At 71.1% G+C, this 20,946-nt stretch carries 17 protein-coding genes, 1 tRNA gene and 1 pseudogene; 9 read left to right on the top strand and 10 right to left on the bottom strand.

Annotation, left to right across the window (positions count from 1 at the left end; all coding sequences use genetic code 11):
- Entirely contained in the window at positions 1-1,032 is a 1,032-nt protein-coding gene (locus N7925_RS21090) for a glycosyltransferase (protein ID WP_274344790.1), read from the top strand.
- Here N7925_RS21090 and N7925_RS21095 read toward each other — a convergent pair.
- From N7925_RS21095 to N7925_RS21120, 6 genes are all read right to left on the bottom strand, one after another.
- Positions 1,029-2,114, bottom strand: a complete 1,086-nt coding sequence (locus N7925_RS21095) for a phosphotransferase (protein WP_274344791.1) — start codon at positions 2,112-2,114, stop codon at positions 1,029-1,031. The two genes, N7925_RS21090 and N7925_RS21095, sit on opposite strands and share 4 nt — an antisense overlap.
- A gap of 106 nt (positions 2,115-2,220) precedes the next feature.
- A complete protein-coding gene (locus tag N7925_RS21100; protein WP_274344792.1) occupies positions 2,221-3,924 on the bottom strand; it encodes a mobilization protein in 1,704 nt (567 codons plus the stop codon).
- Positions 3,925-3,928: 4 nt separating this feature from the next.
- Positions 3,929-4,363 (bottom strand): plasmid mobilization protein, encoded by a 435-nt coding sequence (locus tag N7925_RS21105; RefSeq protein ID WP_274344793.1) that lies wholly within the window; start codon positions 4,361-4,363, stop codon positions 3,929-3,931.
- A 338-nt stretch (positions 4,364-4,701) separates the two neighbouring features.
- A complete protein-coding gene (locus tag N7925_RS21110) occupies positions 4,702-5,520 on the bottom strand; it encodes a DUF2637 domain-containing protein (RefSeq protein WP_274344794.1) in 819 nt (272 codons plus the stop codon).
- Positions 5,521-5,987: 467 nt separating this feature from the next.
- Positions 5,988-7,301 (bottom strand): DUF3631 domain-containing protein, encoded by a 1,314-nt coding sequence (locus N7925_RS21115; protein ID WP_274344795.1) that lies wholly within the window; start codon positions 7,299-7,301, stop codon positions 5,988-5,990.
- 233 nt (positions 7,302-7,534) lie between these two features.
- Positions 7,535-7,765, bottom strand: a complete 231-nt coding sequence (locus N7925_RS21120) for a hypothetical protein (RefSeq protein WP_274344796.1) — start codon at positions 7,763-7,765, stop codon at positions 7,535-7,537.
- A gap of 109 nt (positions 7,766-7,874) precedes the next feature.
- Between N7925_RS21120 and N7925_RS21125 the strand changes: the two genes are divergently transcribed.
- Both N7925_RS21125 and N7925_RS21130 read left to right on the top strand, forming a co-directional pair.
- Positions 7,875-8,540: a helix-turn-helix domain-containing protein gene (locus tag N7925_RS21125; protein ID WP_274344797.1), complete on the top strand. Its 666-nt coding sequence runs from the start codon at positions 7,875-7,877 to the stop codon at positions 8,538-8,540.
- On the top strand, positions 8,537-10,210 hold the full coding sequence (locus N7925_RS21130; protein ID WP_274346516.1) for a site-specific integrase: 1,674 nt from the start codon (positions 8,537-8,539) through the stop codon (positions 10,208-10,210). Before N7925_RS21125 ends, N7925_RS21130 begins: the two co-directional genes overlap by 4 nt.
- Before the next feature lie 47 nt (positions 10,211-10,257).
- On the opposite strand, the gene N7925_RS21135 is transcribed toward N7925_RS21130, so the two are convergent.
- Positions 10,258-10,330: transfer RNA gene (locus N7925_RS21135), tRNA-Arg, on the bottom strand.
- A 228-nt stretch (positions 10,331-10,558) separates the two neighbouring features.
- Between N7925_RS21135 and N7925_RS21140 the strand changes: the two genes are divergently transcribed.
- From N7925_RS21140 to N7925_RS21150, 3 genes are all read left to right on the top strand, one after another.
- The gene (locus tag N7925_RS21140; RefSeq protein WP_274344798.1) at positions 10,559-11,275 is read left to right on the top strand and encodes an RNA polymerase sigma factor; all 717 of its coding nucleotides are present in this window, start codon (positions 10,559-10,561) and stop codon (positions 11,273-11,275) included.
- On the top strand, positions 11,272-12,501 hold the full coding sequence (locus tag N7925_RS21145; RefSeq protein ID WP_274344799.1) for a CU044_5270 family protein: 1,230 nt from the start codon (positions 11,272-11,274) through the stop codon (positions 12,499-12,501). Before N7925_RS21140 ends, N7925_RS21145 begins: the two co-directional genes overlap by 4 nt.
- Before the next feature lie 283 nt (positions 12,502-12,784).
- Positions 12,785-14,587 carry a class I adenylate-forming enzyme family protein gene (locus N7925_RS21150; protein WP_274344800.1) on the top strand — a complete coding sequence of 601 codons (1,803 nt, stop codon included), beginning with the start codon at positions 12,785-12,787 and terminating at the stop codon, positions 14,585-14,587.
- Here the strand turns inward: N7925_RS21150 and N7925_RS21155 are convergent.
- On the bottom strand, positions 14,574-15,851 hold the full coding sequence (locus N7925_RS21155) for a M6 family metalloprotease domain-containing protein (protein WP_274344801.1): 1,278 nt from the start codon (positions 15,849-15,851) through the stop codon (positions 14,574-14,576). The genes N7925_RS21150 and N7925_RS21155 overlap by 14 nt on opposite strands.
- A 306-nt stretch (positions 15,852-16,157) precedes the next feature.
- Between N7925_RS21155 and N7925_RS21160 the strand changes: the two genes are divergently transcribed.
- Positions 16,158-16,829, top strand: coding sequence for a TetR/AcrR family transcriptional regulator (locus N7925_RS21160; protein ID WP_274346517.1), 672 nt, complete (start codon positions 16,158-16,160; stop codon positions 16,827-16,829).
- 210 nt (positions 16,830-17,039) lie between these two features.
- Complete coding sequence (locus N7925_RS21165; protein ID WP_265601065.1) at positions 17,040-18,563, top strand: MFS transporter; 1,524 nt, start codon at positions 17,040-17,042, stop codon at positions 18,561-18,563.
- Between the two features lie 104 nt (positions 18,564-18,667).
- Here N7925_RS21165 and N7925_RS21170 read toward each other — a convergent pair whose 3' ends face one another.
- On the bottom strand, positions 18,668-19,180 hold the full coding sequence (locus tag N7925_RS21170) for a MarR family winged helix-turn-helix transcriptional regulator (protein WP_012380482.1): 513 nt from the start codon (positions 19,178-19,180) through the stop codon (positions 18,668-18,670).
- A gap of 252 nt (positions 19,181-19,432) precedes the next feature.
- Here N7925_RS21170 and N7925_RS21175 point away from each other — a divergent pair, with 252 nt between their 5' ends.
- Complete coding sequence (locus N7925_RS21175; protein ID WP_274344802.1) at positions 19,433-20,215, top strand: dioxygenase family protein; 783 nt, start codon at positions 19,433-19,435, stop codon at positions 20,213-20,215.
- A 56-nt stretch (positions 20,216-20,271) separates the two neighbouring features.
- Here the strand turns inward: N7925_RS21175 and N7925_RS21180 are convergent.
- Positions 20,272-20,680 (bottom strand): annotated as a pseudogene (locus tag N7925_RS21180) (hypothetical protein); the annotation flags it as partial.
- Positions 20,681-20,946 lie beyond the last annotated feature (266 nt).

Here is a 20,946-nt window from a genome sequence, read left to right on the forward strand (position 1 = left end):
ATGCCCACCGCCCTGTTCGCCTGGCGTCGCACCCCGCCCCCGTTCCTCATCGGCGGCGCCGAGGTCACCCAGCAGCTCCTCGCGGAGGAACTCGCCGCCGCCGGCTGGCACGTCACCTACCTCGGCTCACACGAGGCGCCCTGGGACGGGGTCACCCAGCTCACCGACATGTGCGCCCACCTCGACAGGCACTGCGTCGCGTACGACGAGGCGGACGGCACCCTGCGCTACCGGTGGAACGGGGTCGAGTGCGCGGCGTTCATGCAGAACAACGTGGAGCACGCGCTGGGCAGCCTGCTGGGAGACCTCAGCCCCGATGTCGTGTTCACCTCGCAGGAAGGCTCGGCGCAGCTCGCCGCGCAGGCCAGACCGACCGCGCTCGTCGCCGGCCTCCTGCACTCCGTTTCCGCCACTGGCCTGGAGGTCCTCGTCGGCCGACCCCACTACGGCCTCGCCGTGTCGGGTTTCGTCCAGGCACGCGCACCCCACACGCCTGGCACCCGCCTCGCCGTGATGTACCCGCCGTTCGCGCTGCCCGGGGAGGGCTCGGGCGAGGCCCGCACCGCGTCCGTACTCATGGTCAACCCCATCCCCGCCAAGGGATCCGAGCTACTGCACCAGCTCATCCGTCTCATGCCAGAACAGCACTTCACCTTGGTCGAAGGCTGGTGGGACACGGCCGCCGGCTTCGCCGCTTACCCGAACGTGACGTACGTGCCCCGCGTGTACGACATGAGGCCTCTGTACCGCAGCCATCTCCTGCTGCTGGTCCCGTCTACCGTGGAAGATGCCTTCCCCCGCGTGATCGTCGAGGCCGCGCTCCACGGCGTCCCGAGCATCGGGGTCGACCGGGGCGGCATCCCCGAAGCCATCGGCGACGCGGGAATCGTCCTGCCGAGCACAGCCGGCCCCGAGACGTGGGCACGCGCGATCCGGGAGGCGGACCACGAGGCGCTGGGCATGAGGGCCCGGCGTCAGGCGGTCACGTTCACGCGACCGTGCCTGCCCGAGCTCCGGGAGCTGGGGATCTAGGCAGATCCGGTGAATGCCCGCTCCACCGCGTCGAGCCGCTCCGTCCACCAGTGAAGAAGCGCCTCGTCGGCGATGAACAGCTCATCGCAGGAGTGGTCGCCCCGGCCGTAGTGGAACTCGAGCTGCCAGAAGTCCGTCATCCGCTTCCACCACAGTCGTCGCGCGGCGTCGAGCAATGCGGCCGGTTCCAACGGGATCACCGACCGGTAGCCGGCCACGAACGCCGCCACCCGCTCCAGGTCGAACACGCCCTCCACCCCGAACTGCACCTGCGCCGTACGAACGACTTCTTCCGCGTACGGGCGGACTCCGAGCCGATCCCAGTCCAGGACGGCGACCACTCCGCCGTCCGCCCAGAGGAGGTTCCGGTACTGGAAGTCACCGTGCGTCCAGCCATGCGGGCCCGCAGGGATGTCTCCCTCGGGGCGCAGGTGGGCGTGCTTGTCGAGGAGGATCTTGCGCTCTTCGAGGGCAGTCCCCGCGGCCCTGTCGAAAGCGTCGCCCGCACCCCGAGCCGACACGGCTCCGGCAAGCCGGTCAGCCTTCTGGACGGCTCGGCCGGCCTCGGTCACCTCAGCGGCGACCGAGGCCGGCACTGCGGGCATCCCGGCCTCATCGACAGCACGGCCGAGTGCCTTATGGAGTCCCGCGAGGTGTGTGCCGAGGTTGGACGTCTGCGTCAGCGACAGGTCAGTTCCGCGAACGTGTTCCCCGGCCGACCAGGAAAAGAGGCAGTAGACGCCACCGCGGACCTCGGCGATCACATCGCCGTGGACGGTGGGGAGTGGGGCACATGCGGGGACGCCGTACGAAGCCAGGACAGGAAGGACTGCGAGGTTGCGACGCAGCCGATCGAGCGGCACGTCCGTGACCCGCTTGAGGGCGAACCTCCCGGCCCGGGTGTCCAACCGCCAGTTCACGTTCATGAGGCCATCGGCCAGGTGCTGTCGGTCCAGCACTTCGCCGATGTCGTATGCCCGGACCAGCTCAGCAAGATCGTCTGTGGGGAGGTGCGTCCTGTCCGCCACGTTCGCGTCGGTCACCCTGGCGACGATACGGGAGTCGGCCGTGCAGACGCACAAGGATCACTGGTCTGTCTCGGTGGGACGCGCCCGTTCCCCGAGGGAACGAATCGGGTGTTCCCCGAGGGAACGCTTTCCCTGTTCCCTCGGGGAACACGAGGGTCGGTCAACGCCGCCGCACCTGCGGCTGCTGTACGGCGGTCGGTGTGGCCGCCGGCGTGTGGAACGGGGTGGCAGGGAGCCGTGTGGTGCTGCGGGATGTGGCTGCCTGGGCGAGGGGGCTGGGTGTGTGGCGTTGCCCGAGGCGGTGGATGCGCCAGGTCAGGGCGCGGGCGGGGCTGCGGGCGTCGTCGAGGGTGCGTTGGCCGAGGGCCTGATCAAGGATGGTGGCCGGGTTGTGGCCGGCCTTTTCCGCGTCTATGAGGACGGTGGCGAGGGCGTCCCAGGCCGAGTCTTGCAGGATGCGGTCGGCGTGCTCGGGGACGGCCTGCTGGAGGTGGCGGGCGTAGCGCTGCTTGGTCTGGATGCCGGGGGTGCGGCGGGCGAGGCCGTCCAGGACGGGAACGGCGACCTGGGTGTAGGCGGTCTGGAGGTGGACGAGGGACTGCTGGGCTGCCGCCTCCTGCTGGGCGTGCTGGTGGGTGCGGTGCCAATGCTTGGCGAAGGCCACGGCGATGAGGGCGGCGTCCAGCAACATCGCCAGCCCGGCCCCGTCGTGCGTCGCGGCAGGGGTGCGCAGGATCGTCTGGACGCTGCGGCGCAGGACGCGGGCGCTCTCGAGGTCGGCGGTGATGTGGGAACGGGTGGCGCGCTCGAAGAGGGCGGCGGCCCGTTCGAGCTCGCTCCTCGCGGCGGCTGGTGCGGCGAGGGGCAGCAGGTCGAGGGCTCCGCCGAGGGCGACGAGCTGGCCTTGAGCGATCTGGTCGTCTCCGTGGGTGAGGTGGTCGGGGATGCGTTCGGTGGCGGCAGTGGCCTGGTGCCAGGGGTCGGCCGGCCGGGCGGTGACCGGTTCAGGACTGGTGGCGGTGAGGCGGTGGCGGATCTTGGGCAGGGAGAGATCGCCGGCGAGGGTGGAGCCGGAGAACCACACCGGTTCGCCGTGCTTGTTGAGGTCGCCAGGCAGGGCGACGCTGTAGCCGAGGATGTCGCCGGACGGTCCGACCTTGGGCCGCACGTCTACGCCGGTCGCCTCCAGCACGGCGAAGAACTCGGCCTCGCTGGAAGCGGCGGCCACCGCTCGCCGTACGCGCATGCGCAGAATCTCGCGCGTGGTGGTGTCCTGGCCCTGGCGCTTGGCCTTGAAGTGCTCCTTACTGGTGGGGCGTTTGGCGGCGGTGCCGTCGCCCGGGTTGAGGCGGCGCAGGCCGAGGTCGACTTCGATCTTGCGGGCCTCGCGCTGGACGGCACGGATGTCGTGGTCGCGACCGGGGCGGCGGCCGTCCTGGCGTACGAGGGTCGCGGCGATGTGGATGTGGTCGTCGGCGTGGCGGACTGCCACCCAGCGGCAGGCTTCCTCGTCACCTTCGGGGGCGATGCCGGCGGCGGCCACGATCCGGCGGGCGATGTCCGCCCAGTCGGCGTCGGACAGGATCGGGTCCTCGGGCGCGGCCCGGACCGGGCAATGCCACACCGTGGTCGTCGGGGCCTTGTCGCCGAGCATCTTCACGGGCTGGTCGAGCTGCGCGGCGAGCTGGTCCTCGACCTGTTTCGGGTTGCGGCGGGGGCTGCGACCGGGGTCGGGTCCGAAGCCGTTCCAGGACGCGACCAGGTGCGGGTCGGCGTGCGCGTTGGCGCTGCCCGGTCCGTACAGGTAACCGATGAGGCGACGGGTGGCGCGAGCACCCTTGCCAAGGATGATCTTCGGAATCACGTGCTCACCGCCCTGAGGTCACCTGAGCGACGGCCACGTCCACATCGGCGATCGACGCTTCGACCCGGTCCAGCAGCTCTTGCACGGGGTCCAGTGCGGGCCACGCGCCGTCCTTGTTGAGGTGCCATGCGAGCTGGTTGAGATTGCCGCCGATCTTGCCGAGCTGCCCGTTGGCCGCCATCAGCGCCTTGACCATGGCCCGGTAGTCGGCCACCGAGGCGGTGGGATCATCCGCGCGGGCGGCGGCCAGCGAGGTCTCGGCGACATAGCCGCCGACTGGCATGCGGCTGAGGGCGGCGGCGTTCGCGAGGAGGGCGAACTCGTCGTCGCTGTAGCGGGGGTGGACGCGCTTCTCGCGCAGCGTGGATTCGCGAAGGCGGCGGCGCGGCGTGGGCGGCTGTGGGGCTTTTCCCCGAGTCGGCTCCCCCGGGCCAGCCACCTCCGGCGCCCCCTCGGAGCCGGACGCCTCCGCCTCCCCTGGGGCGGAGGCCGGGTAAGGACTCCTTACCCGACAACTTGCTCCGTCGGAAGCAGCCCGTCCGAATGCCTGCCGCACACGTTCCGTCAGCACAGGCGACTTTGGCGACGGTATCTGTTCATTGGAGTGGTGCGGCTCGTGCATCATGAAGGGTTCTCCAGACGAGGATGAGGCGGGCTCTCGGTAGGGCCTGCGAGCTGCGAACGGTCACATGGACCCGCCCATGGGTGTGATGAGCCGGTAGCGACAGGCTTGGCCGGGTGACCGGAACGGGTTCCGGTCACCCAGCAGGTTCCTGGTCAGCCGCTGGCTGGACCGCTTTCGGCGGTGGCTGTGAGTTCGTTCCGGAGGACGTTCGTCACCTCGGTCAGCCGCTTACTGGAAATCGGAAGACCCTTGTCCTCAACTGCCTTCCGGACAGTGGCCCGGGTGAGTTTTCCCTGCTCAGCACAGGCAGCCCTGCCGATCTCCACGAGATCCCCGAGCGGGGCACCGGGCGGACGGCCACCGCGGGACTTGGTCTCCGCAACCTCCGCGGGAGGTTGCGGAGACCCATCGGACACGGCGGCCCGGAGAGGTGTGGTCACCGATGCCCTCAGCACCTGCCCGGAACCTGCGAGCGGGTGCTGGTCCACGAGCTGGTGGATCTGCCGCATCAGTACGGCGAAGGCCACCATTGCGGCTGCCGGTGGAACCGCGGCCACCACGTAGTCGAGGAATGGGACGTCACCGGTTTCGCGTGTGCCGCTGACCCCAGCGACGTTCAGAGCGATGGAGCCAGCCGAGCCGATGGCGGTCACGGCGGTGGCCCATCGGTCGGTGATGCGGCGCAGCCCTGCGCGGAGCATGAGCAGCTCGCCCGCGACGATGAAGGCGTCCAGGGTGGCGGGCCATGCCCAGCGGCGGACCGGTGAATCTCCCAGCCCGTGCTGCCCGGCGACGTCGGCCAGGTGCGCGTAGGAGAGACAGAACGCTCCGGCGGTCAGGGCGACGATGACGATGCCGGCCGCGATGAGCGCGTATCGCTCGGCAGCACCCTGGGACGCTGCCGGCTGTTCTTCGGCCGTTCGGTTCTCCGGCCGGTGGTGGTGCGGGGGTGAGAGGGGAGGGGTGGGCAAGCGGGTGCTCCTGGAGTGGTGGCGTGGTGCGTCTTTGGCGTCTTGGCCGTTGCAAGTGCAGGTCAGGGGCGGTACGGCAGCGGCTCCGGCTGTCCGTCTCGGTGATGCCGCCGGCGTCTTCAGCTCTGTCGCAGTACGGCGGGGGCGGTTCGCCGCGCCAGCACCCGGCTGGGTGACCGTGTCCCGAGTCGGGACACGGCGTCTGTCCCTACTCGGGACAGGGCATCTGTCCCGAGTAGGGACGGCGGCATTGCGTCTTCCGTCTCACCGCCCATGGCTGTGACCTGCTCTGATACGGCAAGGACGGGTAAGACGGTGAAAGACGGATCCGGGCAGCGTCTTGGGCGGCAGCGTCGGTGGTCGTGTTCGCGTTGCCGTCTTGGCCCCGGTCGCCGTCTCGCTAGCAGGCTGTTTGACCTGCGAGATCACGGCAGGGACGGCAGGGACGGTAACCAGGACGGCGGGCCTCAGCCCTTGTCGAGGGCGGAGCGGGTGCCGACGGGGTGGACGGTGGGGCAGTACCGCCGCCAGCTGTCGAGGAACTTGTTGCGCGTGTAGCCCTTGCGCTGCGTTCCGTCGGCCATCCGGACGTTGCCCGGCCCCACGCCGAAGCTTCGCAGCAGCCTGCCCAGCTCGCGGGCATTCAGCCCACCGCGCCCCCACTCCGCCCATGGGCCCTCGGGGTCCTGGCGCAGGTGATGGAGGAGTTCCTCGGTGGACAGGCTGTCCACCTCTCGCTGGGCGGCGAAGATCCGACGGATGTCGGCGAGGATCCGCGCGCCGCCAGGATTGTCCTCCTCGGCGACCACTTCGGCAGCAACCATCCGCGCGCACGCCACTCGGGCTCGGCGCGGCCAGGACCCCCCGGCCAGTTCGGCGACGGTCACCAAGGGCTCCCAGGTGTCGGCTGCACGGTCCTCGACCGGCATGTCCGGCTCAAGGATCGCGGCCTCCTCCAGAAGCGGGCGGGCCCACGCGTCTATCCGGTCGCGCAGCTCGTGCAGGGCAGGAATGTCACGACGAGAGCGGAAGGGCTTCACCCTTTCCCCTTCGGCCCGCCGACGCATCCGGATCACGACCGACCGGTCCATGATCGTGTCGGGCAGGTCGCCGATCCCCGCGATGGCCGCCATGGCGAAGGTGGCGAACTTGTGCGGCGTGTGGTCGTTCCCGACGACCCGAGTCACGTAACGCCCACGCTGATGACCGGCGTTGAGCAGGCCACGCGTCTCCTCGTTCCGCTCCGCCTGCTTCGGCGTACCGAAAATAGTGTCCGCCTCGTCCACCAGAAGCGTCGGCGGCTCCTCCTCGGTGATTGAGCGGAAGATCGCCGCCGGCGTGGTGTTGATCGTCAGCATCGGCTCGTGGACCGTCTCGGTCAGCACGTCCAGGAGCCGCGATTTGCCGCACCGCTTCGCCGGCCCCACCACCGCCAGACGCGGCGCGTGCTGCCACGCGGGCTGCAGGTGTGTGGCCACCACCCACAACGTGATCGAATCGAGCGCCTCCGCTGACGGCGGGATCATGAAGTGGGCTATCTGCGAGTGCAGTTCATCCAGCAGCACGGAGCCCTGCGTCGGCTCCGCATCGGGGAGGTACTGCAGCCCGCTTGGCGCCTGAGCCTCAGCGCCGCTGTCGGCGGCCGAACCGCCGGCCAGGCCCGGATCGGCGGCCACGGGCTGGGAGGCGCCCAGGTGGGCACCCGGCCGGCCCGGGATGGCGGTCGCGGGCCAGCTCGCCTTGGCGGGCTCGGAATAGCCCTTGGGGTTGCCGGGTTCCACTGGGCAGCTCCTCGTCTGGCGGTGGCGGGCTCGCCCGCCCTTTCCGCCGGGTCGGTTCTCATCGGATCGCTGGGGAGCTATGGGGCCTCCGGCGTTGCACCGCCGGAGGCTCTCCCCCTTCCCGCAGGCACTGGGGCACCGCGAGGGACCACGGACAGTACGGTCACGCCCGGCCGCAGTCCAGCCATTCTGTGTCAGCTCAGCGCAGAACCGTTTGCTACGCTCCCGCCCTCTCACGCGGCCAGACCCAACAGGATCAGCAGATCCGCGGTCACAACCCGGTAGGCGTTGCCCAGCCGCAGGACCTTGCACGGGTACGCGCCGCGCTTTGCCAGCTCATACCCCTTGCTCCGCCCGAGCCCCAGGGCGCGGTTGCTGGTTTCGAGGTCAACGGCCACCGGCAGGGCTAGCAGGTCCTCACGACTCATCCCTTTCAGTGATCCCTCTGCGGTGTTTTCGCGCATGCGCCATCCCCTTCGGTACAGCCGTCGGCGAACGCGGGCATCACGTCCGGCTCCAGGCAGCCACCAACAAGAATCCACAAGCTAATGTGTCCGTATGACACAACGTGGTGTGGATGATGAAGCGGACGACTTCCCGGAGTGGGTGGACCGGGTCCAGGCGAACGTGGCCGGCGAAGTCCGCCGCAGACGAAAGGAGATGGGGTGGAGCGCGCAGGAACTCGCCGACCGGTGCGAGCAGCTCGGGCACCCGATCCCGCGCAACGTGATCGCCAACATGGAGTCCGGCCGCAGGGCCGGCCTGCCACTGGTGGACGTCCTGGTCCTGGCCGCTGCCCTGGAGACATACCCGCCCTGCCTGATCTTCCCGGTCGGCTACGTCGAACAGACCCAGGCGCTCCCCTTCGAGCACCTCGTGCCGACCTGGGACGCCCTGCGGCGCTTCACCGGCGAGCAGGAAGTACCGGGGCACGACGCCGGCCTCGTGCCCGACTTCGAAATTCACGCCAGCCTCGTGAGCACCGCCCTCGCTGCGCTCGACGAAGAAGAGCAGGCACGGTTCGCCGCCAAGACGGCAACCAGCCGCGCCCAGCAGGAAGAAGCCGAACGCAAGCGGACCGAGTACGCCGACCGGGCCGTGTCCGCGAAGTACAACCTTCGCTACCTCCGCCGAGACCTCCTCGGCGACGGGGCCACCCCGCCCGATCTCCCACCCGCACTCCACGACGTCGACCCGCCCGAATGGGCCCCCGATACCACCACGGAGGAACGCCCTTGAAGGGATCAACCCACCGCCGCTGCTACTGCCGCGACGCCGAGACCGGCAAGCCGCTCGGCAAGAAGTGCCCCAAGCTCACCAGCCGCAAGCACGGCTCCTACTCCATACGCCAGGAACTCCCACCCCGAGCCGATGGAATCCGCCGATCCTTCAGCCGTGCCGGCTACGGCAGCGTCAAGGCTGCCCAAGTCGACCTCGACCACATACGGGCGCTTCTCGGCCTCGCCGACTCCGATGACTCCGAAGGTCTCGATCAGATCGCCGAGTTGCTGGAGAAGGTGGCAGACGAGAAGGCTCCGCTACCGGACATCGAGGCGACCCGTCGGCGCCTGAGCCACGGCCTGGACCTCACCAGCCGCCTCACGGTCGGCGAGTGGCTGGACATCTGGCTGGCGGGCAAGAAGGGGCGGCAGAGTGCAATCAGCCGCGACGAGAGCAATATTCGCGTCCACCTTCAGCCGCGCATCGGGCACGTACGGCTCGACCGCCTTCGGGTCACTCACCTCTCGGAGATGTTCGAGGCCATAGCCGAGGCCAACGTCGAGATCGCCGAGGGGAACGCCGCACGACGCAAGGCGTTCGAGGATCTCGCGCAGATTGCCTGGAAGGGGCGCGAGCCCCGCGCCCGCCGTAAGGCGATGAAAGCGGCCATCGCCGAGATGGATCCCTACCGCCGCATTGTCGGTCCGGCGACGCGGCAACGTGTTCGCTCCACGCTGCGGGCAGCGCTGAACGCGGCGATCGCCCAGCAGCTGATCACCTTCAACCCGGCCGCCCACGTCGAGCTGGAGGCCGGCAGGCGCCCCAAGGCGCTTGTGTGGACTGAGGAGCGCATCCTCCATTGGAAGCGCACCGGAGAGAAGCCCTCGCCGGTGATGGTCTGGACGCCGGAACACACCGGGCTCTTCCTCGACCATGTAGCCGAGGACCGGCTGTACGCGCTGTTTCACCTGGTCGCTTTCCGCGGACTTCGGCGAGGCGAGGCGTGCGGTCAGAGGTGGACCGACACGAACCTGGACGCCGGGCTCCTCACGGTCGCCAAGCAACTCGTTGTGAACGGCTGGGAGGTGTACGAGGACGATCCGAAGACGGACGCCGGAGCGCGCACCATCGCCCTCGACTCCGACACGGTCCAGGCCCTGACACGGCACCGTGCCCAGCAGGACAAGGACCGCAAGGAGTGGGAGAGCGCCTGGGTGGAGACCGGAAGGGTCTTCACCCGTGAGAACGGAGAACTGCTCCACCCTGCCAACGTCACGCGGCGGTTCATCGAACTGCACGAGGAACTCGGTCTACCGCCGATCCGGCTCCACGACCTCCGTCACGGTGCCGCCACCCTGGCTCACGCGGCCGGTGCCGGCCTGAAGGACATCCAGGAGATGCTCGGCCACTCCTCGATCACCATCACGTCGGACACGTACACGAGCCTGCTCCCCGAAGCGGATCTGGCAATCGCAGAGGCTGCGGCCCGGCTCGTGCCGCGAGCGCGCACAATCCCCGAGAACATCGCTCCCGAGGCGGAGGCCGAGCTCGACGACGCAGAGTCTGCCGACGCGGAATCCGTGCCGGATGGTGCTGATCCGTTGGGGGAAATCCGGGAGATCAACTCCCCGTCCGCTCACGCACCGCTCACGCAAACGGCCTCGGACGAGAAGTCCGAGGCCGAGTAGGACCCCTAACTGGGGGAGAATCCCCAGGTCAGAGCGATAACGCGTTGTGCCCCCGGCAGGATTCGAACCTGCGACACCCGCTTTAGGAGAGCGGTGCTCTATCCCCTGAGCTACGAAGGCCGGGATGTGTCGGAGGCCCCGTCGTGAAGACCGGGCCGCCGCCGACAGTGTAGCGGGTGGGTGAGCGCTGTTCCTCGGGCTTGTTGGTCGTGCGCCCGTCGGTGTCCCTGTGCTCTTCGAGGCTCCGAGGCTTCGAGGCTTCGCCGCGGTGCCTCGGGCGGGTCGGCTGTGATGCGCGTCACCGGAACCTGTCCGGGTGGGCGGACAAATCAGGGAGTGAACTACTCGATGCACGCGCGTATCCGCGCGGGAGATCCGGATGCCTTCCGGGAGCTGTTCCGCGATCATGCCCAGCTCGTCTTCCGGCACGCCGTCCGGACCACCGGAGACTGGAGCGCGGCCGAGGACGTCGTGTCGCTGACGTTTCTGGAGGCATGGCGGCTGCGCGGGAAGCTGCGGGACGAGGGGGAGAGCCCGAGGCCCTGGCTGATGGGCATCGCTGTCAATGTGCTGCGCAACACGGGGCGCGCCGCCCGGCGCCATGAACGTGCCCTGGCCAGGGTGCCGTTGCGGGACGTTCTGCCCGACTTCGCCGACGAACTCGTCGGGCGGATGGCCGACTCCGACGAACTTGCGGCCGCCAAACGCGCGTTGGGGAAACTGCGGCGTTCCGAACGGGAGGTGTTCGCGCTCTGTGTGTGGGCCGGTCTCGGTTACGCCGAGGTCGCGGAGGCGCTTGGCGTACCGGTCGGCACCGTGCGGTCCCGGCTGTCCCGTGCGCGGGCCCGGCTCCGCAAGCTCACCGACAGCGAGTTGCGGCGACCGGGCGGCAGGAGGGGACCCGGTGGGGCGGGGCCTCGCATGACGCAGCCCGGCAGGACGGGACCCGGTGGGATGGAACCCGGTGGGATGGAACCCGGTGGGATGGAACCCGATGGGGCCAGCGGACAAATACAGGGTGGTCGCACCACAGCGGCCCGGTCGAACGAGGAGAGAACCCGATGATCCGCACCCCCTGGCGGCGGCGCGAAGAGCCGCTCGACCACGCGGAACTGGCCCGGCTGCTGCCCGCACCCGGTGATCCGGAACTCTCCTCCGACCGTCTGAGCGGCCTTGAGGAGCACCTGATGACCGAGATCCGGAACCGGACGCCCGACCCCGCGCCCGACCCCGCGCCCGCCCCCGTGCCCGGTACCGCGCCCGACACCTCGACCGGCGCTCCGCCCGCCGGTCTGCATGAGGGAGCCCACGCCTCCCGGCCGGTCCGCCGCCCCGGCCGTCGCCCGGTCCTGGTCGGCGTTGCTGCCGCTCTTGCCCTGGCTGCCGCCGGGGTCGCCGGACTCGCAGGCAGCCCGGGCGGCTCCAGCGGTTCGGAGAGCCCCGGCCGCGCGGTCGCCCCGCCCGCCGGGGCCGTTCCCGCCCCGGTCGTCCAGGTGGTCCGGGGGAGCACCGCCGGGCTGGCGGGCGCGGTGGCCGACATCTCCGGGGCGGCGGCCAGGGCGGAGCTGCCCGAGCCGGGCCCGGGGCAGTTCCTGTACGTCCGGAGCGAGGTCTCCTGGCTGGTCTCCTGGGAGGGCGCCGACGGGAAGAACAAGAGCTACGTGGACAAGATCCATCCCCGCGAGGTCTGGATGTCGCCCGACGGCAGAAAGGGCTGGCTGATCGAGCCCTACAAGGAGGCGGTCGACCGTGGAGGCATCACGCTGGACGACCCCGAAGGAGGGGAGCGCACGCTCAACTCGCCCAGCTACGACTACCTGAGGACCTTGCCCACCGACCCGGAGATCCTGTTGAAGAAGATCTACGACGAGACCCGGGGCATGGGCAACGGTCCCGACCAGCAGGCCTTCAGCACCATCGGCGACCTGCTGAGGGAGCAGGTGGCTCCGCCGAAGCTGGCCGCCGGCCTCTACCGTGCCGCGGCCCGGATTCCCGGGGTGGTCCTCGTCGACGACTCCGTCGACGCGGCCGGCCGGCACGGGATCGCCATCGCCCGTACCGACGAGGGGGACGGCTCGCGCACCGAGTGGATCTTCGACCGCGAGACGTACACGTATCTGGGGGAGCGCACCGTGCAGACCCGCGATGCGGAGGGCATCAAGGCGGGCACGGTCAAGGGCCATACCGCGGTGACGGACCGGGCCGTCGTCGATGCCGTCAAGCAGCGCCCGGCCGGCTCGGCTCCGGGCGAGCGGGCGCCCGCCCCGGCCACCCCTTCCGCCGGAACCTGACCCTTCTTGTCGCGCCCGCCCCGGCCACCCCTTCCGCCGGGACCGGAACCTGACCCTTCCTGCCGTCCCGGTCCCGGCCACCACCACCTCCGCCGGGACCGGGACCGGGACCTGGCCCTTCTTCCCATGCCGGTCCCGGCCACCCCCTCCGCCGGGACCGGAACCGGATCCTCCTCCCGCCCGCGTCCGTGCGCCCTGCTCGTCCGGCCTTGGCGCCGCGCCCCCGTCCGCATAGCGTCTCGCGTAGCAGTCAGCGTCAGCGTCAGCGCGAGAGAGGCCGTCCGTGCCGCACACCCACCCGTCCCCGTCCCCGGCCCCCGAAGACGCCGGGGCCTCCGCGGAACGCGCCCGGCGCGCCGCGCGCGTCGAGGCCTCCCTCACCGCGCCCGGCGCGCCCTTCGCCGTGGTCATCGGCGAGCAGGGGACGCCGGAGTACGCCGACGGCCCCCGTACGCTCCGGGAGTTCGTGGAGACCACCTGGGCCTACCGCGACACGCCGTTCCTCGTCGCCGGTGAACAGCGGTACTCCTACGCCGAGTTCTTCGCCGCCGCCTCCGCCCTCGCCGTACGCCTGCGGGAGCGGTATAGGCTGCGCTCCGGCGACCGGGCCGTGATCGCGATGCGGAACCATCCCGAGTGGCAGATCGCCTTCTGGGCCGCCCAGTTGGCCGGTCTCATCGCCGTACCGCTCAACGCCTGGTGGACCGAGGGCGAGTTCGTCCACGCCCTGGAGGACTGCGAACCCGGGGTGCTCCTCGTGGACGGGGAGCGGTTGGGGCGGGTCTCCGGATGGGCCCGGCGGAGCGGGACGCGCGTCGTCCTCTTCCACGGGGACCACGGAGAGGTGGGCGAAACCGGGCTGCGCGTCGAGCGGTACGAGGAGTTCCCCGCGCCCGATCCGCTGGCCGCGCCGCCCGACATCGAGCCGCGGCCCGAGGACGACGCCACGATCCTGTACACCTCCGGCACCACCGGCCGCCCCAAGGGTGCGGTGGCCACCCACCTCGCCCAGGCAGGGGCCGCGCTCAACCCCCGCTACCACGCGGCGGCCTCCGCGCTGGCGCGCGGCGTCATCCCGGGGCAGGGGCCCGCCCCCGTCTCCCTGATGACGTTCCCGTTCTTCCACGTCGCGGCGTTCACCGGCTTCTACGGTGCGATGGCGGCCGGCGGCACTCTCGTCCTGATGCACAAGTGGGACGCGGACGAGGCGCTGCGGCTGATCCGGGCGCACCGCGTCACGCACTTCGCCGGGGTCCCCACCACCGGGCTCCAGCTGCTGGAGGCGGCGGAGCGGGCCGGGGACGGGCTGGAGAGCCTGACGCTGTTCAGCACCGGGGGAGCCCCCGCCCCGCCCGCCCTGGTCGCCCGCCTCACCGCCCGGTACGGCGAACGCGTCGAACCCCGCAACGGCTACGGCCTCACCGAGACCAGCGGCGGGGTCCTCGCGCACTTCGGGGACGCCTACCGGGCGGAGCCGGGCGGCGCGGGACGGCCCACCCCGGTCACGGAGGTGAGGGTCGCCGGGCCGTCGGGCGAGGAGCTGCCCGACGGGGAGGCGGGGGAGCTGTGGCTGCGCGGCCAGTCGCTGTTCCGCGGCTACTGGCGCGACGCGGCGGCGACCGAGGAGGCCTTCGGTGACGGCGGCTGGTTCCGTACGGGGGACCTCGCCGTACGCCGCGAGGGGCGGGTATCCATCGTGGACCGGCTCAAGGACGTGGTGGTCCGGGGCGGCGAGAACGTGTACTGCGTCGAGGTCGAGGGCGTCCTGCACGACCACCCCGACGTGGCCGACGCCGCCGTTCTCGGCATCCCGCACCCGGTGCTGGGGGAGGAGGTGGCGGCCGTCGTCCGGCCGCGCCCCGGGGCCGGGGTCACCGCCGGGGGCCTGCGCGAGCACGTCGGCGCGAGGCTCGCGGCCTTCAAGGTGCCCGTCCGGGTGCTGCTCACCGACGACGAGCTTCCGCGCAACGCCACCGGGAAGCTCCTCAAGCACCGCCTCCGCGCCTTCGTGCAGGGCGCCGAGGGGGGCGCGGAGAAGGACACCGCAGCGTGCGCTGCGGACGCCGAGCCGCTCACGGGCGCGTGACCCGCACCCGGTAGTTCCCGTCGCCGTCCTCGTCCAGCACGGATATCCGTACGCCGTTGGCCCGGTCGGTGAAGGTCTGGCCGGGGCGGAACGGGGCGTCGGACAGCTCCGCGTGCACGTTGGGGCGCCGGGTGCAGCCGCCGCTGTCCTCGGTGGCGTCGGCGACGGAGACCGGGCCCTGGCCGGTGTCCACGTCGGAGCTGACCTTGTAGATCAGCACCCCGGGTCGGCAGACCGCCTCGTCGTTGCCCGCCGCCGTACGGACCTCCACCGCGTAGCCGGACCGTTCGCTCAGCGGGACGAAGGCGAGCTTGGTGCCGCCCTCGGTGGCCAGCGGGCCGAGGGTGTGCTCGCTGACGCCGGCCTTCGACGCGCAGCTGATCTGCTCGTTGTCGAGCCAGCCGAGCTTCCACTTGTGCCAGGCCAGGAAGTCGTTGTTGGCGCCCCAGTCCTCGGACATGATGTCCCAGTGCCCGACCGAGCCGCCGCCCTCCATCGTGTAGAGGTCGGGCAGCCCGAAGACATGGCCGTTCTCGTGCGGCAGGACGCGGTAGCCGGTCTCGGCGTACGACCCCGATCCGTCGTCCTGGCGGCTGTAGACGAACGACGTGTTGGAGAGCGGGACACCGTCCGCCGTCGGGGCCTCGTCGTTGCCGGAGAAGGTCACCGAGAGCACGGTGTCCAGCGCGGAGGGGCCGGCGTTCGGGCTGACCAGGACGTTGACCAGGTCGTACGCGGAGAAGTCGACCCGGGGGTCGGCGGCCGCGACGAGGTCCTTCACCAGTTGGCGGTAGCCCGGCTCGAAGGGTGAGCCGCGCTCTATCCCGTACTCCGTGAAGGGCATCGGCATCCGCAGCCAGTCCGTGACGGGGGCCTCTGGCCGGTAGACGAGCCGGCCGTAGGAGCTGGCCCTGAACCACTCGGAGGTCTGCGGGAAGAACTCCGCGTACCGGTCCTTCGCGGGTTCCGTGCCCTCCGCGTCCGGGAAGTCGATCATCAGGTTGAGGGCCTTGATCTCGCCGGTCGACCGGGCGTAGCCGGGCGGGGTCGGCAGCCCTTCGGACATCTGTACGCCCATGGTGGCGGCGATCCGGCACGGGGCGAGTGCGGAGTCCTGGCCGGCGGCGGACGGGCCCGCCGAGGCACGGCCGGCGCTCGGAAGGGTGGTGCTGGCCGAGGCCATGGCCGCTATGGCCAGCGCGGTCGCTCCGGCCAGGGCGACCGGGCGGCGGTGTCTGCGTATCCGGTGGCGGGGCTGCTGCATAGAGGCGCCTTCGGGGTCCGCGGCAGTCGGCCGACCCCTGACTGCGCTCTGGCGATCAGCCTGTGCCGGGAGGTCCGGGGCCGCTCGCTGGGTGCGCCGATCGGAGGGTTTTCTCTCCGACGCGATGTGACTCAGGTCACGTGGGGGCGGGAAATAAGCGGGGAGCCTCTCCCCGTTTGCATACGTGTCCCCGCTAAACGGGGAAGCGGTCCCCGGTTACCGAGGGGGGCCGACCGGCTACCCAGAGGGAAGAAGAAGGGGAGGGGCGTCGTCGTGGAGACCACCGCCGGGACCACCAGAACCGCCGTGAAGGGCACCGCACCGGCAGCCGCCGGCGGCACCGCACCCGCGGCACCGTGCCGGGCGCCGCGCCCGCGGGCCGACGCGCTGCGCAACCGTGAGCGGATCATCGCGGCCGCGCGCGAGCTGTTCGTCGAGTTCGGGCCGGACGTGGCGCTGGACGACGTCGCACGGCGAGCCGGCGTGGGCAACGCCACGCTCTACCGGAACTTCCCCGACCGGGCCGCCCTCACCCATGAGGTCGTCCTCGCGGTCACCTCCCGCACCACCCTCCGGGCCGAAGAGGCCGCCGCGGCGGAGTCCGACCCGTTCGCCGCCCTCAGCCGCTTCGTGCACGCGGCCGCCGACGAACGGATCGGCGCCCTGTGCCCGATGCTCTCCGGCGTCTTCGACAGGGACCACCCCGAACTGCTCGCCGAGCGACGACGCCTGGAAAAGGCCGTCGAAGGGCTCGTCGCGCGCGCCATGTCCGCGGGGCGGCTGCGTACCGACATCGCCGTCGGTGACGTACTCGTCGCCCTCTCCCAGCTCACCCGGCCGCTCCCCGGCATCGCCTGCCAGGGCATCGACCGGTTCACCCACCGTCATCTGCAGTTGTTCCTGGACGGACTGGAGACCCCGGCCCGCTCCGTACTGCCCGGATCGGCGGCGACCTTGGAGGACCTGCGGCGTCCCTAGGTCTGTCGTCGAACCGCCCTGGCCCGCACTGACCTGAACCTTCCAACCTGAACCTTCCGGCCGTGTCCTGAGGGCCTCGGCCCACCGCCTCACCGCACCCGCCTCACCTCACCGCCTCACCGCACCCCGTCGCGCGTACACGAGCACGTACCGCCGACGCCCATTTCGCGACGCCTCGGCGCCCTCGCACGTCCTTAGGTGGATACACCCATGCCAAAAACGGCTGACACCGCCCTTCCCGATCCGAGTCGCTGGAAGGCCCTGGCCTTCATCGCGCTCGCCCAGCTGATGGTCGTCCTCGACGCGACCATCGTGAACATCGCTCTGCCCTCCGCCCAGACCGACCTCGGCATATCCGACGGCAACAAGCAGTGGGTCATCACCGCCTACGCCCTCGCCTTCGGTGGGCTCCTCCTCTTCGGCGGCCGGATCGCCGACCTCTGGGGACGCAAGCGCACCTTCGTCGTCGGGCTGATCGGCTTCGCGCTGGCCTCCGCGCTCGGCGGGGCCGCGCAGAACGAGGCGATGATGTTCGGCTCCCGGGCCCTCCAGGGTGTCTTCGGCGCCCTGCTCGCCCCGGCCGCCCTCTCCCTGCTCGCCGTGATGTTCACCGACGCCAAGGAGCGCGCCAAGGCCTTCGGCATCTACGGGGCCATCGCCGGTGGCGGTGGCGCGGTCGGGCTGATCCTCGGCGGCTTGCTCACCGAGTACCTGAACTGGCGCTGGACGTTCTACGTCAACATCCCGTTCGCCATCGTCGCCGCCGCCGGCGCGTACTTCGTCATCCGCGAGCCCTCCGGCGCCCGCAACCGCGCACCGCTGGACATCCCCGGCGTCGTGCTCTCCACGCTCGGCCTGGTCGCCCTGGTGTACGGCTTCACCCGCGCCGAGTCGGCCGGCTGGTCGGACACGCTGACCGTCTCGATGTTCATCGCCGCCGTCGTGCTGCTGGTGGCCTTCGTCGTGACCGAGGCGCGTGTGAAGTCGCCGCTGCTGCCGCTGCGCGTCCTCACCGAGCGCAACCGCGGCGGGGTCTACCTCTCGCTGGGGCTCGCCATCATCGCGATGTTCGGGCTGTTCCTCTTCCTGACCTACTACCTCCAGGTCGTGAAGGGCTACTCCCCGGTGAAGACCGGCTTCGCGTTCATGCCCATGATCGTCGGCATGATCACCGGCTCCACCCAGATCGGCACCCGGCTGATGACCCGGGTCCCGCCGCGCCTGCTGATGGGCCCCGGCTTCCTGGTCGCCGCGGTCGGCATGCTGCTCCTGACCCAGCTGGACCTGAACACCAGCTACGCGGCCGTCATCCTGCCCGGCATGCTGCTGCTCGGCCTCGGAATGGGTACGGCGTTCATGCCGGCGATGTCCCTGGCCACGCACGGTATCGAGCCGCGTGACGCGGGCGTGGCCTCCGCGATGGTCAACACCTCGCAGCAGGTCGGCGGCGCCATCGGCACCGCCCTGCTGAACACCATCGCCGCGAGCGCCACCACCGCGTACGTCGCCGATCACGCGGCCCGCGCCACGGACCCGCGACTCCTGGAGCTCCAGGCCATGGTCAGCGGTTTCGCCGCCGCGATCTGGTGGGCCGTCGGCATCCTCGTCGTCGCCGCCGCCATCGCGATCGCCCTCATCAACACCGGCCGCCCCGAGATGGGGCCCCGTGGGACGGACGGCGCGTCCGACGCGGACGCCGAGGAGGAGTTCAGGATCCCGGTCGTCGCCCACTGACGACGGCGGTCCCTGCCCCGCCCCGGTAGCGCGCCTCCCCGTGGCACCCCGCCCGTGGCTCCGCGCCCCGCGGCTTCCCTGCCCTGGTTCCGCTCAGCGATCGCTCAGCGGAGCCAGGGCAGATCCGCGTCCGTGCCCTCCGGCTCCAGGCCGGTCGCGAGCACCCGCATGATCTCCCCGAGGCTGCTCACCTGCTCGGGCGTGAGCCGGTCGAACATCGCCTGCCGTACGGCCTCGACGTGACCCGGGGCCGAGCGGCGGAGCATCTCGTAGCCGTCGTCCGTGAGCACCGCGTTCTGGCCGCGCTTGTCGGAGGGGCAGTCCTCACGGCGCACCCAGCCGTTCTTCTCCAGCCGGGCGATGGCGTGCGAGAGCCGCGAGCGGGTGATCTTCGCGTTCCGGGCCAGCTCCGTCATCCGCATCCGGCGGCGGGGTGCCTGCGAGAGCTGGACGAGCAGTCCGTAATAGGTGTGCGGCATGCCGGCATCGCGCTGCAACTGGCGATCGAGGTGGTCCTCCAGCAGCGTGGTGGCATGCAGATAGGCGCGCCAGGCGTGCTGCTCCTCGTCGGTGAGCCAGCGCGGCGCGCTGGTGGATGCCGTGGTCATGTACTCCACTGTACGACCTTTTCTTGAAAGTTTAACTAGATAGGGCTAAGGTCTCCGGAGGTAGGAGCTTGAAGTTTCAAGAAACCTGCCCCGAGAGATCCCCGCAGGGGATCCGAAGGAGTTTCGCAGGGCCCCTGAACAACGATCCCCCGGATGACCTCGGGGAACTCCTGCTCGGACGAGTTCGTGACCGGATCCCGTGGCCGGGTGCCCCGAGCGGCACCCGTCTCCCCGGGACCGCGTCCCGTGGATGGGAGTGCCATGACAGCCACCGCGGAGCGGATGCCCGCCCTCTACCTCTCGCACGGCGCACCGCCGCTGGCCGACGATCCCGTCTGGCCCGGCGAACTCGCCGCCTGGTCCGCGGGGCTGCCCCGCCCCCGCGCGATCCTGATGGTCTCCGCCCACTGGGAAGAGGCCCCGCTCGCGCTGGGCGCCACCGAGACCCTGCCGCTCGTTTACGACTTCTGGGGCTTCCCCGAGCACTACTACGGGGTGCGTTACGGAGCCCCGGGCGCGCCCGGGCTCGCCGACAGCGTCCGCAAGCTGCTGCGTGGCGCCGGGACGCCGGTCCAGGACATCCCGGACCGCGGCCTCGACCACGGGGCGTACGTACCGCTGGTGGAGATGTTCCCGGACGCCGACATCCCCGTACTCCAGATCTCCCTGCCGACCCTCGACCCGCAGAAGCTGATGGACGTCGGGCGCAAACTCGCCCCCCTGCGGGACGAGGGCGTGCTCATCGTCGGCAGCGGCTTCTTCACCCACAACCTGGCCGCTCTGCGCCACCCGGGCGGCGGCGTTCCCGGGTGGTCGGCGGAGTTCGACGACTGGGGCGACCGCGCACTGCGGGCCCAGGACATCGACGCGCTGATCGACTTCGAGCACACCTCCCCGGCCGGCAAGCTGGCCCACCCGCGCACCGAGCACTTCGCGCCGCTGTTCGTGACGCTGGGCGCGGCCGAGGGCGAGCTGGACCGGGGGCGCAGCGTCATCGACGGCTTCTGGATGGGGCTGGCGAAGCGCTCGGTGCAGTTCGGCTGAGACCGGCGGGTCAGGGACCGGTGGGTCAGAAGACCGGCGGGTCAGAGACCGGCGGGTCAGAAGACCGGCGGGTTCAGCTCGATCGCGCGCCGGGCGGCGGAGAACGCGAGCGCGTCGCCCACGTCCAGTGCCGTGTCGGTGAACTTGATGGTGGGGTCGTCGCCGTGCGCGGCCGCCCGGGCGAACAGCTCCCCGGCCTCCTGTTCCCGCCCCGGGCCGGAGCCCGGTTCCCGCCCCGGTCAGTCCGGGAGCCCGGTCAGTTGCGCGAACCGGTCCCGGATGTCACCGCTCCGGTCCGGCACCAGCGGGGACCCGGTCCAGTGCCGCCGCAGCGCTCGGGGCCGGGCCGAGCGGCTTCAGTGCGGGCAGGGGCTGGTGCCGGGCGGCCCAGTAGCCGAGGGCATGGGCCAGCTGCCGGACGCGCGGGGCGCTCGCCTCGCCCGCCAGCAGGGGGGTCCGTACGGACTAGGCACGCGCGGGCGGGAGCGGATCGGGCTGCGGTCCCGGTCGGTCTCGGACCGGGGTTCCGGTACTCCGGGCCTCGGTTACCTGCCGGATCCGCCGGCGGACGTACGCCCCGGGGCCCGGGCCCTCCCGGTCCGGCGCGTCGCGGACACCCCGAGCCCCTGAGCAACCCGAACGCCGCCCGAGCCGTCCTTCGGGGTGGGAGCACGGCTTCCCGGGCGCCGGGCGGCGGCCGGGCGAGGGGATCTGGGGCGTGCGTGTGAGTG

The organism is Streptomyces sp. CA-278952 (genome assembly GCF_028747205.1).
Classification (GTDB): domain Bacteria; phylum Actinomycetota; class Actinomycetes; order Streptomycetales; family Streptomycetaceae; genus Streptomyces.

Bases quoted from the DNA above. Each gene is read 5' to 3' on its own strand.
- N7925_RS21140 (WP_274344798.1), top strand. From the start codon at position 10,559: ATGCACGCGCGTATCCGCGCGGGAGATCCGGATGCCTTCCGGGAGCTG.
- N7925_RS21090 (WP_274344790.1), top strand. From the start codon at position 1: ATGCCCACCGCCCTGTTCGCCTGGCGTCGCACCCCGCCCCCGTTCCTC.
- N7925_RS21165 (WP_265601065.1), top strand. From the start codon at position 17,040: ATGCCAAAAACGGCTGACACCGCCCTTCCCGATCCGAGTCGCTGGAAG.
- N7925_RS21120 (WP_274344796.1), bottom strand. From the start codon at position 7,765: ATGCGCGAAAACACCGCAGAGGGATCACTGAAAGGGATGAGTCGTGAG.
- N7925_RS21145 (WP_274344799.1), top strand. From the start codon at position 11,272: ATGATCCGCACCCCCTGGCGGCGGCGCGAAGAGCCGCTCGACCACGCG.
- N7925_RS21155 (WP_274344801.1), bottom strand. From the start codon at position 15,851: ATGCAGCAGCCCCGCCACCGGATACGCAGACACCGCCGCCCGGTCGCC.
- N7925_RS21175 (WP_274344802.1), top strand. From the start codon at position 19,433: ATGACAGCCACCGCGGAGCGGATGCCCGCCCTCTACCTCTCGCACGGC.